The organism is Providencia sp. wls1914 (assembly GCF_009706645.1).
GTDB lineage: Bacteria > Pseudomonadota > Gammaproteobacteria > Enterobacterales > Enterobacteriaceae > Providencia > Providencia zhijiangensis.
This window is the reverse complement of the sequence record NZ_WLUN01000016.1, coordinates 1011555-1026972: the sequence shown is the minus strand read 5'-3', so window position 1 is coordinate 1026972 and position 15418 is coordinate 1011555. Positions and strand designations below refer to the sequence as shown.

Below are 15418 nucleotides of genomic sequence, written 5' to 3'. Positions count from 1 at the left end.
ATTACTTCTCTCTCATGGCTGTGGCAGTATATTCGTTAATTGGGCTTAATAGATAATCAATTAATCGCCGTTTATCTGTTTTTATTTCAGCAACAATAGACAAGCCTGGAGTCATTTCAATTTGCTCGCCTTCCACCAATAGCTGTTTGCTGCTTAAACCAATTTGCGCTAAATAAACGAGACCTAGATTGTCATCTTGCGTGCTATCACGGGAAATGGACAATACCTCACCTTCGATAGTCCCATAGCGGGTATAAGGAAAGGCGTCAATTTTGACATCCGCTTTTAAGCCTTCTTGGATAAAGCCAATATCTTTATTGAGTATTTTGACTTCAGCTAATTGCACATGGTTATTGGGTACAATAACCATCAATTGCTGTGCTGGTTGTAATACAGCGCCTAGGGTATAAACCGCAATTTGTTGCACGGTTCCATCCACTGGCGCGCGAATAACTTCAAGCTGATTTCTTTCTTGGTTTTTAATCAATTCCTGTTCAAGAGAAACAAATTTGAATTTAGCTTGCTGATATTTCTCATGCCATTCTTGGTGTTTTTGCGCATTAATCCTATCTTGCTTTTCGAGTAACGCATGATGTTGGCTATTTAATATAGAGAGTTCGGATTGTTTGGTGGTTTTTTCTTTTCTTGCGAGTAGTAATTCACGCTCCTGTTCTAAAAATTCTTTTTGACTGATTAACTGTTTTTGACTCAGGGCGGTATGCGCATCGAGCCGTTTTTTAATGTTATTCATCAAGATATTGATGTCTTTTAACTCTCGTTCTCTCGCTTGAAAGTTAACGCGATTAATTTGAATTTCATTGGTTATTTCGTTGAGTAAGGTTTCATACTCTTTTTTAATAGTTTGATAGCTGAGTTGTGCTTGAGTTTTCTCCGTAGCGGATAGTTTGCTGTAATAAGCAGAAATTTCAATGGATTGCTGGTTGAGTAGAGCATGGTGGATCATTTCTTCACTAGCGTGAAAGTTTTTTTGGTAGTGTTGACTAAGGATATCTTGGTCTACGCCTAATACTTTAACGCTGAGTAATGGATCCCCTTGCTTTACCTGTTGCCCATCTTCAACGTGAATTTGCTGTAAACGACTTAATTCAAAAGCTTGAATGGTTTGGGTTCGTCCTGAAACGATGAGTTTTCCTTGAGTGGTCGCTTGAACATCCAGTTTGCCAAAATAAGACCAAGCAATAGCGATAAAAATACCAACACTAATACTGATGGCTATGGTAAATGCCAAATAAGAAGGTGGCGTTTTTAAAATAGCCAAATGGGCAGGTAAAAAACTGTTATAGCGAGAGAGCGCTGATTTTTTTTTCATGGTTAACATCCGTGTCATTATTTAAGAGACTGCTGAAGCGTCCATAAATGTGTATAAAATTGATTGTTCTCGATTAATTGTTGATGGCTACCTTGCTCAACAATTTGCCCTTGCTGCATCACGATAATTCTTTGGTGGTTGCGGATCGTCGAAAGGCGGTGGGCAATCGTAATTACGGTACGTCCTTTAGCTATTTCTTGCATATTTTCTTGAATGATAGCTTGGGATTCATCATCCAAGGCGCTGGTGGCCTCATCGAAAATAATGATCTTTGGATCCGACAATAGTGTTCTGGCAATGGCGATGCGTTGGCGTTGGCCTCCAGAAAGAGAAGAGCCGCCTTCGGCTAAAATCGTGTCATAGCCCATCGGCAATTTAAGGATGAAATCGTGGGCTCCCGCCATTTTTGCAGCATTCACAACCTCATCCATTGAGGCATTAGGGCGAGTTTGAGCAATATTGTCGAAAACAGATTGATGAAATAAAAAATTCTCTTGCAAAACAATACCAATTTGCTGCCTTAGGGAAGCAAGGCTAAGCGCTGTAATTGGCATTCCATCAAGATAGATTCCCCCTTGTTCTGGGGTGTATAAACGCAAAATTAACCGAGCTAGAGTGCTTTTCCCTGAGCCCGATGTGCCTACAATACCAATAGTTTCTCCGGCTTTTATTGAAAGGTTAAAGTTATTGAGGACGGTCGGCATATTGGGTTGATAACGGAAGCTAATGTTATGTAATTGAATATCACCACTCAGCCGAGATTCGTTTTCTTTCTTGCTCTGTTCTTGCGGAAGATTAATGATTTGTGACAGCTTTTCTACTGCCACTTTGGTTCGAATATAATCTCCCCATAATTTGACCAGTTTGACGAGAGGCTGGTTTGCATGATTGACCATCATATGAAAGGCAATAAATTGCCCAATAGTCAATTGCAGAGCCAGAACTTCAGATGCGCCAACCCATAGAATGATGGCGCTCGTCACCTTTTCAATGACCATTACAATATGTTCAGAGCGTGAACTGATTTGCCCAGATACAAAATTGGTTTGGCTCATATCTGCCGTTTGTTTATCCCAACGACGGGTAAAGCTCGGTTCAATGGATAAGCTCTTGGCAGTTTCAATCCCATTAACGCTTTCTGTTAAGAATGAGGTATTCACCGCAATATTGGCAAACTGTTGCTGAGCCGCAGCTTCAATTTTCGGTGTTAGCCACCATGCGACCAATAAATAACAGGGAATAGAACAGAGGAAAAGTAAGGTGAGGGTGCCGGAAAGCAAGTTCATCACATAGATGAAGACGAACAAAAACAGAACATCGACACATAACGTGAAAAAGCTACTGGTCAAGAATTCTCGGATAGTTTCCAATTCTTTAACTCGGGTAACAATGGCACCAATTTGTCGATTTTTAAAAAATGAAATAGGTAGGTGCAATAAGTGATTAACTAACTTTAATCCTAACGTCATATCGATACGATTAACGGTATGATTATAAATATATTCCCGTAGCCCTTTTAATATAACCTCAATAATCGCAGCGACGATTAAACCGAAAATTAAAACATCCAAGGTGGATAAACTATTATGAATAAGCACTTTATCCATAATAACCTGCATCACAATGGGGGAGGCTAGCGCTAATATTTGTAAAATAAAAGAGAAAACCAATACCCAAGTGATGATTTTGCGGTACTTCATAAATTCCGCTTGGAACCATGAAATATCGAATTTCCCTTGCTTCACTTTGACGTGAAGCCAATCCCCATTCCAATTTTTTTGTAGCTCTTCATGGCTCCATATTTCAGGTGTAGGATGACCAAAACGCTGAATGAGCACTTGTTCTTGATTATGATTAGCCAGCAGAAAAGCGTGACCATCATTATCATAAAGAATGGCGGGTGACGGTAGTTTTGCAATGCCTTTATCGCGCTGATGCTTATTCTTGCATTTAATCTGATAATTATCTTTTATTGTTTTAATATAATTTTGAAATTGATTTATATTCTCTGTTTTCTGTTTGAAATCATCATAATCAATTTCGCCAGAAAGTTTTGCAATAACGCCAATAAAATATAATGTTGATTGTGTTTTGACACTTTCCATTGTGTATATTCATCATCCTGTATATTTAATAATGTCTGTGTATATATCGATTTGAAAAATATGATTATTTAATCGAGGTAGATAATACAGTCATCATAATTACAAGTGTATTGAAGTTCGTCTTATTATTTGAATATGAATATATTTAATGGATGTGTTTTATCCTGATATTGACGATTTGAATATTCAATATCAGGATTGCGGGAGTCAATGCGGTTAGATCAGTCAGGAATAGCTAAAAAGCGGTGAATCGCTCGTAATACATGCTCTGGTTTTTCTGCATGAACCCAATGTCCGGCATCGGCAACCACCCAAGCTTTGGCTTGAGGAAACTGTGTAGCAATGTCGTCGCGGTATTCGGCTTGCACATAGGGCGAATTTCCGCCGGGGATCAGTAACACGGGTTTATCCCATTTTGGCACAGTTTTCCAACCGATGATCTTTTCATAGTTAGCTTTGATTGCCGAAAGATTGAATTTCCACTCGCCTTGTTTAAAGGATTTTAGTAAGAATTGAATGACACCTTCTTCGGGAATGAATTCGCGCATAATGCCGCTAGCCTCTTGGCGGGTTTTAGCGTGCGCTTGAGTTGTTGCTTCTAGCGCAGCAATAATTTCGTCATGGCGGCGAACGTTGTAAGCGACAGGTGCGATATCGATGGCCACAATTTTTTCGATGAAATCAGGCGCTATCTCACTGGCAGCCATGGCAATTTTGCCCCCCATGGAGTGCCCAATAAGAATAGCACTGTGGTAACCAAGGGATTTTACGAGCGCAATCACATCTTCGGCCATCTGTTGGTATTCCATTTCGTCAGAACGAAATGAGTCACCATGGTTGCGTACATCGATTTGAATAGTATCGAAATAGTTTTGTAAGTCGCGACCTAAAACACCTAAATTATTCAGGTCACCAAAGAGTCCATGGATCAAAACGACGGGGGTGACGGTGATCGGATTTTCAGGTTTATGGATTGTATAATTGAGTAATTCGGTCATATTTGGACTACGATTGATGTTGTTTGTCAGATTGAAGACTTATCATGGCATGGTGATGCCAAAAAACCAAATCTGTATAATCAGAACAAGGTAACCTACTGAAATCCCATGAAACTTAACTCGTTGTTTGTTTTAAGTTATTGAAATTTTAATTGTTTTGTTTTTTTTAATTCTGGCTTATAATCTGGCGCGAATTTTAGTTTAAGAAAGTACTGGGAAAAAATGAAAACGATAGAAGTTGATGAAGAGCTTTACCGCTATATTGCAAGTCACACACAGCATATCGGTGAAAGTGCATCGGATATTTTACGCCGTATGCTAAATTTCAAATCCGCGCAGCAGCCAGTACCCGCAAAAGAAGTGAGTGTAGCACCGTTAGCGCCACAAGATGCGCCGGTGATGAATACCAAGGTGGTTGCTCAAAACCCTGTGAGAGTGATCAGAGAATTATTATTATCTGATGCTTATGCAGAAAAAAATAAGGCGATTGACCGCTTTATGCTAATTCTTTCAACGCTATACAGCTTAGATGCTAAAAGTTTTGAGAGCGCAACAGAATCGATGCATGGCCGCACCCGTGTTTATTTTGCTGGTGATGAGCAAACACTACTGGCTGCGGGCAAGCAATCAAAACCTCGCCATATACCGGGCACGCCGTATTGGGTGATCACTAACACCAACACTAATCGCAAGCGCAGTATGATTGATGCGATTATGCAAGAGATGAACTTCCCAGCGAATGTCATCGAAAAAGTCGGCAATACGATTTAACTTTGGTAAATACTATCTAATCTTAGTAATGCTATCTAACCTTGATAGTCATCTAAACATTGTGAAGTCACTGGTGTTTCACGCTAAGCATCGGTGCTTTGGGAGATAACAAGTGGCAATTCATGAACGAGCAGGGCAGCTTCCATTTCAAAGTGATTTGATTAACGTTGCTCAGTTAACGGCTCAATATTATACCCAGCAGCCAGATCCCGATGTGTCTTCTCAGGCCGTCAAGTTTGGGACTTCTGGGCATCGTGGTAGTTCGCTGCGTAAAAACTTTAATGAAAACCACATTCTGGCAATCGCTCAAGCGATAGCTGATCTGCGTAAGCAGCAAGGGGTATCAGGACCTTGTTATGTGGGTAAAGATACCCATGCGCTGTCAGAAGCAGCTTTTATATCGGTGATCGAAGTATTAGCAGCTAACCAAGTTCATGTAATTGTTCAAGAAGATAACGGTTTTACCCCAACTCCGGCTATCTCTCACGCGATTTTAAGCTATAACAAAGCGCATCAAGATGTTGCTGACGGCATCGTAATCACTCCATCTCATAATCCACCGGAAGATGGTGGAATTAAATATAATCCTGCTAACGGTGGTCCTGCGGATACAGATTTGACATCGGTTATTGAACAGAATGCTAATCAATTACTTGCAGCAGATCTTGATGGTGTGAAGTGCTTAGATTTTGCCGATGCAATGGCGAGTGGTTTTGTGACAGAGCAAGATCTGGTGATGCCATACGTTCGCGCACTCGGCGAAGTTGTGGATATGCAAGCTATCCAAAAATCAGGATTAAAAATCGGCGTCGACCCTCTGGGCGGTTCCGGTATTGAATACTGGAAAAAAATTGCAGAGTATTATCAGTTAGATATTGAAATTGTTAATGACCAGCTTGACCAAACATTCCGCTTTATGCCATTAGACCACGATGGTGTGATCCGTATGGACTGTTCATCCCGTTGGGCGATGGCTGGCTTGCTGGGAATGAAAGAAAAGTTTGATTTAGCATTTGCGAACGATCCGGATTATGACCGCCACGGCATTGTTACCCCAAGTGGATTAATGAATCCTAACCACTACCTTGCTGTTGCGATTGACTATCTATTTCAACATCGTCCTCAATGGGGCAAAGAAGTTGCTGTAGGTAAAACGTTAGTTTCCAGCGCCATGATTGACCGTGTTGTTAATGATATTGGCCGTGAACTCATTGAAGTGCCTGTTGGCTTTAAATGGTTTGTGGATGGCTTATTTAATGGCAGCCTTGGTTTTGGTGGCGAAGAGAGTGCTGGTGCTTCATTTTTAAAATTTGATGGTACGCCATGGTCGACAGATAAAGACGGCATTATTTTATGTCTGCTTGCTGCAGAAATTACAGCAGTAACAGGGGAAAACCCTCAGCAGCGTTATAATAAACTCGCTGAAAAATTTGGCGCACCAATCTACAGTCGTATCCAAGCGAAAGCAACCCACGAGCAGAAAGCTAAGTTAAGCAAGTTATCACCAGAAATGGTATCAGCAGATACATTAGCGGGTGATAAAATTACTCAGCGTTTAACGGCGGCTCCGGGCAATGGGGCATCAATTGGCGGGTTAAAAATCATGACTGACTATGGTTGGTTTGCCGCTCGCCCATCAGGCACTGAAGAAGCTTACAAAATTTACTGTGAAAGTTTCCGTGGTGAAGAACATCTTCACTTGATTGAGAAAGAAGCGATTGAAATCGTTAGTAAAGTGATTAGTTAGTTTTTGTCTTTAAAGCGGGTGGTTATTGCCCGCTTTTCATCATTAAATTCCCAACTGCAAAATAAAGCAGATTCGAGATTTTATCTCCTTTTTAGTACACATTACTTCATAAAATTGTGGTAGCGGATTCTGTGACGCTATTAACAAAATTGTTTTCTTTTTTTACCCTTCAAATTTGACCTTTTGTTTTTGCTATCGATACGTAATAACCGTTGCAGCTAGTGGCTCGGAATGATACAACTTTAGGTATCTGAGTGATGTTAACTAACAATATTGAAGGTAGGTAAGGTCAATGAGTCAGGTTTATAATTTCAGCGCAGGGCCGGCAATGTTACCCGTTGAAGTCATGCGCCGTGCAGAGCAAGAATTTTGTAACTGGAAAGGTTTAGGGGTTTCTGTGATGGAAGTGAGCCATCGCGGGAAAGATTTTATTGAAGTTGCGAAAGAAGCAGAACAAGATTTACGCGACTTATTAAATATTCCTGATAACTATAAAGTTTTATTCTGTCATGGTGGTGCTCGTGCTCATTTTGCCACACTGCCAATGAACCTGTTAGGTGATAAAACGACAGCAGACTACATTGTCAGTGGCTATTGGTCTGAATCAGCTGCTAAAGAAGCTCAAAAATATTGCACCCCGAACGTGATTGATGTCGTTCAAGAAAATAACGGCGTTGTTAGCATCAAACCAATGAATGAATGGCCATTAAGTAAAGATGCTGCCTATGTTCATTATTGCCCGAATGAAACCATTGGTGGCTTAGCTATCCATGAAGAGCCTGATTTCCCAGCGGACAAAATTATAGTTGCTGATTATTCATCTGCGATTTTATCTAAACCTATCGATGTAAGCCGCTATGGCGTGATTTATGCTGGCGCACAGAAAAATATTGGTCCAGCAGGCTTAACGCTGGTTATCATTCGTGAAGATCTGCTCGGCAAAGCTTCACCTCAAACGCCATCTGTTTTTGATTACACTGTACTTGCGCAATATGAGTCCATGTTCAATACTCCGCCAACTTTTGCTTGGTATTTAGCGGGTATGGTTTTCAAATGGTTAAAAGAGCAAGGCGGATTGCAGGAAATCGCAAAACGTAACTATGAAAAATCACAGTTGCTGTATAGCGCAATCGATGACAGTGAATTCTATATTAACCGCGTCGCGGTGGAGAATCGCTCTTGGATGAACGTACCATTCCAAATGCAAAACCCTGCATTGGATACAACATTTATCGAAGATGCTAAAAACCAAGGGTTATTATCACTAAAAGGCCATAAGGTTTCCGGCGGAATGCGCGCATCTATTTACAATGCGATGCCGCTGGCGGGTGTTCAGGCGTTAGTTGACTTTATGGCTGATTTTGAACGTCATCATGCCTAATTTATGATGTACTAGTTGTTAGGCCGATTTGCTCAGGAAGAGCGAGTCGGCTCATTCATTTAAATAACGATAAAAAAGTAGCAAATCACATCGGAGAAATCACTTTTCATGCAATCCCTGACATTACAACCAATTTCTTCAATTAATGGCACCATTAATCTGCCGGGGTCAAAAAGTGTCTCCAACCGCGCACTTCTCTTAGCCGCTATGGCAAAAGGCACTACGGTACTCACTAATTTATTAGACAGCGATGATATTCGCCATATGCTGAATGCATTAAGCCAGCTAGGTGTTAAATATCAATTATCTGAAGATAAAACTCGTTGCCAAGTTGAAGGGATAAATGGCTGTTTATCTCATCAAGGCGAACTTGAGATCTTTTTAGGTAATGCGGGCACCGCAATGCGCCCATTAACGGCCGCACTGTCATTATGCGCAAATAATATTGTATTAACGGGCGAACCGCGCATGAAAGAGCGCCCGATTGGTCATTTAGTGGATGCCTTAAGAGAAGGCGGCGCTAAGATTGACTATCTTGAACAAGAAAATTACCCACCGATGCGTTTAAATGGCGGCTTTGTTGGTGGGAATATCTCCGTAGATGGCTCTGTTTCTAGCCAATTCTTAACTGCATTATTAATGGCGGCGCCTTTAGCTTCTCAGGACACGGTGATTACGATTGCAGGCGAGCTGGTTTCCAAACCTTATATCGACATTACGCTGGTATTAATGAAAACCTTCGGTGTGAATGTTGAAAATCATCAATACCAAAAATTTGTGATCAAAGGTCAGCAACATTACGTATCTCCGGGTGAATACCTTGTCGAGGGGGATGCATCTTCCGCTTCCTATTTCCTAGCCGCCGCAGCGATTAAAGGTGGCGTCGTTCGAGTCACTGGGATTGGCCGCAATAGCTTACAGGGTGATACGAAATTCGCTAACGTTTTGGAAAAAATGGGTGCAATTATCCGCTGGGGGGATGATTACGTTGAATGTGAGCGTGGAACTCTGAACGGCATTGATATGGATATGAACGCTATTCCCGACGCAGCGATGACTATCGGAACGGTTGCTCTGTTTGCAAAAGGTGAGACTGTCATTCGTAATATCTATAACTGGCGAGTGAAAGAAACGGATCGCTTATTTGCGATGGCAACTGAGCTACGTAAAGTGGGTGCAGAAGTTGAAGAAGGGCACGACTTTATCCGTGTCGTGCCACCAGCCCAGCTAAAACATGCTGAAATTGAAACCTATAATGATCATCGTATCGCGATGTGCTTCTCGTTGGTGGCACTCTCCGATACCCCGGTAACGATTTTAGATCCGGGTTGTACAGCAAAAACTTTCCCAGATTATTTCCAACAACTCGCGCGATTAAGCCACTAACCGAATTGGATTGGTTGATTAACATCAATGTGTTATCAACCAATCTTTTCCTTTCATTTTCCTTATTTTCACCTATTTTTATTTGTAACAAACCCACCTGCGTATTTCACAATATCGATGAGTAGGTATAATATCCCCACAGATTTTAATTGCGGGTAGCTGAGGCTATTTGCAGGAAAGGAGATTTTTTATGGTGGCTATCGCCCCTGTAATCACCGTTGATGGACCAAGCGGAGCGGGTAAAGGTACTCTTTGCCAAGCATTAGCAAATGAATTTGGATGGCAATTATTAGACTCTGGTGCAATTTACCGCGTATTAGCGCTAGCGGCTCTGCATCACCACGTCGATATTCAATCTGAAGATGCTTTAGTGCCTTTAGCTGCAAATTTAGATGTGCGTTTTGTACCTGAAGAAAATCGTTTAAAAGTCATTCTCGAAGGTGAAGATGTGTCTAATGAAATTAGGCAAGAAACCGTCGGGAACACCGCATCTCAAACAGCCACGTTCCCGCGTGTGCGAGAAGCCCTGTTAAGACGCCAGCGCGCATTTAGAATGATGCCGGGTTTAATTGCCGATGGTCGTGATATGGGAACAGTAGTTTTTCCTGATGCACCAGTGAAAATTTTTCTGGATGCCTCCGCTGAGGAGCGAGCTCATCGCCGGATGAAGCAGTTGCAGGAGAAAGGGTTTGATGTTAACTTTGAGCGACTTTTGACCGAAATTCAAGAGCGCGATTATCGGGATCGTAACCGTCCGGTTGCTCCTCTTATTGCCGCTAAAGATGCGTTAGTGCTGGATTCCACAAGTATGTCTATTGAGGAAGTTATTGAAAAAGCACGTACCTATGCGAAAAAAATTCTACAATTATCGTGATAATAGGCTTTATTTTAGCTTATAATTAGATAATATACGCAATTACCTCCATGCTGGTTATTTTCTAGCATGGTTAAAACCTTGCGACAAGGAATGTTGTGGGGTATGTGAAACAACCCCATTTGGCGGGATGCTAGATGGACGTTAATATAAGACACTTGAAGATCATTAATATGACTGAATCTTTTGCTCAACTCTTTGAAGAATCCCTGCAGAATATTGAAACTCGTCCTGGTTCTATTGTACGCGGTACAGTAGTTGCTATCGATAAAGACGTAGTCCTGGTAGACGCAGGTCTTAAATCAGAATCTGCTATCCCAGTAGAACAGTTCAAAAATGCTCAGGGTGAGCTGGAAATCCAAGTTGGCGACGAAATCGATGTAGCTCTGGATGCAGTAGAAGATGGTTTCGGTGAAACTATTCTGTCTCGTGAGAAAGCTAAACGTCATGAAGCATGGCTGATGCTGGAAAAAGCTTACGAAGAAGCTGAAACTGTAACTGGTGTTATCAACGGTAAAGTTAAAGGTGGTTTCACTGTAGAACTGAACGGCATTCGTGCGTTCTTACCAGGTTCACTGGTAGATGTACGCCCAGTTCGTGATACTACTCACTTGGAAGGCAAAGAGCTTGAGTTCAAAGTAATCAAGCTGGATCAGAAACGCAACAACGTTGTTGTTTCTCGTCGTGCTGTAATTGAATCTGAAAGCAGCGCTGAGCGCGATCAACTGCTGGAAAATCTGCAAGAAGGCATGGAAGTTAAAGGTATCGTTAAGAACCTTACTGACTACGGTGCATTCGTTGATCTGGGCGGTGTTGACGGCCTGCTGCACATCACTGACATGGCTTGGAAACGTGTTAAACACCCAAGCGAAATCGTCAACGTTGGTGATGAAATCAATGTTAAAGTTCTGAAATTCGACCGTGAGCGCACTCGTGTTTCTCTGGGTCTGAAACAACTGGGCGAAGATCCTTGGGTCGCAATCGCTAAACGTTACCCAGAAGGTACTAAACTGACTGGTCGCGTTACTAACCTGACTGACTACGGTTGCTTCGTAGAAATCGAAGAAGGCGTTGAAGGTCTGGTTCACGTTTCAGAAATGGATTGGACTAACAAAAACATCCACCCATCTAAAGTTGTTAACGTTGGTGATGTTGTTGAAGTTATGGTTCTGGATATCGATGAAGAACGTCGTCGTATCTCCTTAGGCCTGAAACAGTGCAAATCTAACCCATGGCAGCAATTTGCTGAGACTCACAACAAAGGCGACCGTGTTGAAGGTAAGATCAAGTCAATCACTGACTTCGGTATCTTCATTGGTCTGGACGGCGGCATCGATGGCCTGGTTCACCTGTCTGACATCTCCTGGAACGTTGCAGGCGAAGAAGCAGTTCGTGACTACAAAAAAGGCGACGAAATCGCAGCTGTTGTTCTGCAAGTCGACGCAGAGCGTGAGCGTATCTCTCTGGGCGTTAAACAGTTAGCTGAAGATCCATTCAACAACTACCTGGCAGCAACCAAGAAAGGCGCAATCGTTACTGGTAAAGTAATCGCAGTTGATGCTAAAGGTGCAACTGTAGAGCTGACTCTGGGCGTTGAAGGTTACCTGCGTGCATCAGAAGCTTCACGTGACCGTGTTGAAGATGCAACTCTGGTTCTGAACGTTGGTGATGATGTTGAAGCTAAATACACTGGTGTTGACCGTAAAAACCGTGTAATCAACCTGTCTGTTCGCGCTAAAGACGAAGCTGATGAGAAAGACGCTGTCGCAGCTGTGAACAAGCAAGAAGATACTGCATTCGGCAACAATGCAATGGCTGAAGCTTTCAAAGCAGCTAAAGGCGAATAATTAAGTGGGGGTAACTTCGGTTACCCCTTTGTATCGGTAGTTTAGGGAGGTACTATGACCAAGTCTGAATTAATTGAAAGACTGGCTAGCCAGCAGTCTCATCTTTCAGCGAAAACCGTTGAGGAAGCTGTAAAGGAAATACTTGAGCATATGGCTGATACGTTAGCTGAAGGCGAGCGTATTGAAGTCCGTGGATTCGGCAGTTTTTCTCTTCACTACCGTGCTCCACGCGTTGGCCGTAACCCAAAAACAGGTGATAAAGTGGAACTGGAAGGTAAATACGTTCCCCACTTCAAACCAGGTAAAGAGTTACGCGATCGTGTAAATATTTACGGTCAATAATCGACTGTAAATCTTAATTATTACTCTAAAACAGCGCCTATATTGATATAGCGCTGTTTTTTTTATGTCTGTAATATCCCCATTCTGCTTTTCTTAAATTACCTTCTAATATCTTATTAAATACATCATTTAAAGCTATTTTTGCGAAGCGCTTCGCAGCTCAATTTTTTAACTCTTTTGCATTGCATATAGTTTTGGAATAACGCTTTAAATTTTCTAATTACAAGGTTATTGAATCACTCTGAATACCTTTAACTTATCTGCACAGAAATAATCGTAGGTAGGTTTAAGGTCGATGGGAAAATTTAGCCGCCACTATCAAGATAAACTCTCTTATACAGAAGTCGCTATTGCATTGATTATCGGTACGCTTCCGTTGCTTTTCTTGCCGAATCTTCCTAGTTCTAGTCACTACTTAGTGGCTGGTATTATTCTGTTAGTCACTCTGATGGTTATTTGGCGCAATAAGCGCATTCGATTCTTGGCATTAATGGGAATGAGCTGGCTTTGGGCTTGTTGGCATGGTGTTGAGGTGCAGAAAAAAATCGATTTTTTAAGTAGTTCTCATCGTCAATGGGATATTACGATTGTTAGCATTCCACTCAATCAGGACGATGTAAAAAAGAGAGTAAGGATAGACAGAGTCGATGGAGTACGAATTTTTCCTCCGCTCTATGCATCATGGAATTTAAAACAGAATAAGCATGAAAGAATATGCGCAGGGCAGAAGTGGAATGTCGTTGGCAAGCTAAATCCAGTTCATGCTTCTTTGAATGAGGGCGGATTTGATCTGCAAAGGCATTTCATTGCTCAACGAGTTGTCGGTACACTAAAAATCAAACAAGCAGTACAAGTAGGCCAGCAATGTTCTCTACGGCAAAAAATTATCGACCAGTTCGGCGAAACACTTTCGACACGACAAAATCATGGAATTATTTATGCACTAATGTTTGGGGAGAGAGGACGGCTTTCTACGGAACATACACAGTTATTGCAATCAACAGGATTGACACACTTGATCGCAATTTCTGGATTACACATTGGAATTGCCTATTTAATTGGTTATTTATGCGCTCGCTTATTGCAATTTTTCCTACCCGTTAAATGGATAGGGGAGAATTTACCATTATTTTCAGGTGTTATATTTGCCATTCTCTATGCTTGGTTATCGAATTTTGCGATCCCTGCAACTCGAGCTGTATTTGCATTGCTACTTTGGATTTATATTCGTAAGCAGCCATTTTTCTGTTTTCCGTGGCAATGGGCGTTATGGAGTATTTCTGGGATTTTATTGTTTGATCCGCTTGCTATCCTTTCCGATAGCTTTTGGTTATCTAGCTTTGCTGTATTAGCTATTCTGTATTGGTTTCGTGTTTTTCCCATTTCACCTACGTTGAGTTGCCATCCAATTATGGGAAAAATAATGCCTCTAATTCATCTGCAAATTGGTTTATTGATTTTACTAATACCTATTCAAGTATTGTTGTTTAACGGTGTTAATATTATGAGCTTATTTGCAAATTTATGGTTTGTGCCGCTTATTACTTGGGGAGTGGTGCCCGTTATTTTTAGCACGCTATTGTTACCTATAAGTGCTTGGCATAATGTTGCTTTCGGGTTAATTGATAGTATCCTCGAGCTTGGGCTAGGGCCATTGATATATTTAAGCGGCTTTTGGACTGAAATTAACACAATGCCTATTTATAGCGTGTTTTTTTGTTGGGCATTTGCTTTTATTATCTTATTTGGTTGGTATAAAAATTATCTTGGTTTATTAAGTTGTATTGGTATTTTATTTTTTTTCACTAAGAGCCAAAGCCAGCACGAAGAGCATGACTGGTGCTTAACCATGCTGGATATTGGGCATGGACTTGCCGTGGTTATGGTGCAAAATCAACAAGGGGTTTTATATGATACGGGAAACCTCTGGAATGGTGGAAGCAACGCTAAACGGCAAATTATTCCTTTCTTAAAGCATCATCAAGTCACACCTATCAACGCAATCTTAAGTCATAATCACCTTGACCATACTGGTGGTATATCTGATTTAATTGAAGCATATCCATGGTTAAGCCTACGTAGTAGCTTTGGCCAACCCAATCATCTTCCTTGTTATCAAGGACAACGCTGGCAATGGGGGATGTTAAGGTTCGAAGTATTGTGGCCAGAGAAATTAGCTGAGATATCGCATAATAATGATTCCTGCGTGATTCAGGTTAGTGATGGGTATCGGCAACTATTACTTACTGGGGATTTGGAAAAGCAAGGTGAAAAAAGATTAGCATTACAAAATGATGGGCAGCTTAAAGCGGATATTTTATTTGTTCCTCACCATGGAAGTAATACATCTTCAACACCTTTATTTATACGAAAAGTACAACCAACGTTCGCATTAGTTTCCTCTGCGAGATATAGCCCATGGAAAATTCCATCAGATAAAGTCTATTTGCGCTATGCTAAAAAGAATATTCAGTGGTTAAATACGGCGAAGGAAGGTCAGGTAACAATATGTTTTAATAAAGAAAAAATGGAAATCTTACGTTACAGGAAAGAAATTAATCCACGTTGGTATCATCTGTGGTTTGGTGTTAGCCAATTTCCCTTGTAGAATAGTGCGCTTACATTAAGTCTGGTAAT

At 41.3% G+C, this 15418-nt stretch carries 9 protein-coding genes and 2 pseudogenes; 8 read left to right on the top strand and 3 right to left on the bottom strand.

The window, feature by feature from the left end:
• Position 1: 1 nt before the first annotated feature.
• The 3 genes and pseudogenes from GKR74_RS15555 to GKR74_RS15545 all read right to left on the bottom strand — a co-directional run.
• Positions 2-1330, bottom strand: a complete 1329-nt coding sequence (locus GKR74_RS15555; protein ID WP_154604256.1) for an HlyD family type I secretion periplasmic adaptor subunit — start codon at positions 1328-1330, stop codon at positions 2-4.
• A gap of 17 nt (positions 1331-1347) precedes the next feature.
• The gene (locus tag GKR74_RS15550) at positions 1348-3435 is read right to left on the bottom strand and encodes a peptidase domain-containing ABC transporter (protein ID WP_154604255.1); all 2088 of its coding nucleotides are present in this window, start codon (positions 3433-3435) and stop codon (positions 1348-1350) included.
• Positions 3436-3659: 224 nt separating this feature from the next.
• Positions 3660-4433, bottom strand: a pseudogene (locus tag GKR74_RS15545) (alpha/beta fold hydrolase); the annotation flags it as partial.
• A gap of 222 nt (positions 4434-4655) precedes the next feature.
• Between GKR74_RS15545 and seqA the strand changes: the two are divergent.
• The 8 genes and pseudogenes from seqA (at position 4656) to GKR74_RS15505 (ending at position 15389) form a co-directional block, all read left to right on the top strand.
• A complete protein-coding gene (seqA, locus tag GKR74_RS15540) occupies positions 4656-5204 on the top strand; it encodes a replication initiation negative regulator SeqA (protein ID WP_154604253.1) in 549 nt (182 codons plus the stop codon).
• A gap of 112 nt (positions 5205-5316) precedes the next feature.
• Positions 5317-6951, top strand: coding sequence for a phosphoglucomutase (alpha-D-glucose-1,6-bisphosphate-dependent) (gene pgm / locus GKR74_RS15535; protein ID WP_181478285.1), 1635 nt, complete (start codon positions 5317-5319; stop codon positions 6949-6951).
• 292 nt (positions 6952-7243) lie between these two features.
• Complete coding sequence (gene serC, locus GKR74_RS15530) at positions 7244-8332, top strand: 3-phosphoserine/phosphohydroxythreonine transaminase (RefSeq protein ID WP_154604252.1); 1089 nt, start codon at positions 7244-7246, stop codon at positions 8330-8332.
• 108 nt (positions 8333-8440) lie between these two features.
• The gene (gene aroA, locus GKR74_RS15525) at positions 8441-9718 is read left to right on the top strand and encodes a 3-phosphoshikimate 1-carboxyvinyltransferase (protein WP_154604251.1); all 1278 of its coding nucleotides are present in this window, start codon (positions 8441-8443) and stop codon (positions 9716-9718) included.
• Between the two features lie 190 nt (positions 9719-9908).
• A pseudogene (cmk, locus tag GKR74_RS15520) lies at positions 9909-10595 on the top strand ((d)CMP kinase).
• A 170-nt stretch (positions 10596-10765) separates the two neighbouring features.
• Positions 10766-12439, top strand: a complete 1674-nt coding sequence (gene rpsA / locus GKR74_RS15515; protein ID WP_006662163.1) for a 30S ribosomal protein S1 — start codon at positions 10766-10768, stop codon at positions 12437-12439.
• A 54-nt stretch (positions 12440-12493) separates the two neighbouring features.
• The gene (gene ihfB, locus GKR74_RS15510; protein ID WP_006657810.1) at positions 12494-12781 is read left to right on the top strand and encodes an integration host factor subunit beta; all 288 of its coding nucleotides are present in this window, start codon (positions 12494-12496) and stop codon (positions 12779-12781) included.
• A gap of 295 nt (positions 12782-13076) precedes the next feature.
• Positions 13077-15389, top strand: a complete 2313-nt coding sequence (locus tag GKR74_RS15505) for a DNA internalization-related competence protein ComEC/Rec2 (RefSeq protein ID WP_154604250.1) — start codon at positions 13077-13079, stop codon at positions 15387-15389.
• Positions 15390-15418: the final 29 nt, after the last annotated feature.

Coding starts and splice junctions, on each gene's coding strand:
- seqA (WP_154604253.1), top strand. CDS start 4,656: ATGAAAACGATAGAAGTTGATGAAGAGCTTTACCGCTATATTGCAAGT.
- GKR74_RS15555 (WP_154604256.1), bottom strand. CDS start 1,330: ATGAAAAAAAAATCAGCGCTCTCTCGCTATAACAGTTTTTTACCTGCC.
- GKR74_RS15550 (WP_154604255.1), bottom strand. CDS start 3,435: ATGGAAAGTGTCAAAACACAATCAACATTATATTTTATTGGCGTTATT.
- ihfB (WP_006657810.1), top strand. CDS start 12,494: ATGACCAAGTCTGAATTAATTGAAAGACTGGCTAGCCAGCAGTCTCAT.
- GKR74_RS15505 (WP_154604250.1), top strand. CDS start 13,077: ATGGGAAAATTTAGCCGCCACTATCAAGATAAACTCTCTTATACAGAA.
- serC (WP_154604252.1), top strand. CDS start 7,244: ATGAGTCAGGTTTATAATTTCAGCGCAGGGCCGGCAATGTTACCCGTT.
- rpsA (WP_006662163.1), top strand. CDS start 10,766: ATGACTGAATCTTTTGCTCAACTCTTTGAAGAATCCCTGCAGAATATT.
- aroA (WP_154604251.1), top strand. CDS start 8,441: ATGCAATCCCTGACATTACAACCAATTTCTTCAATTAATGGCACCATT.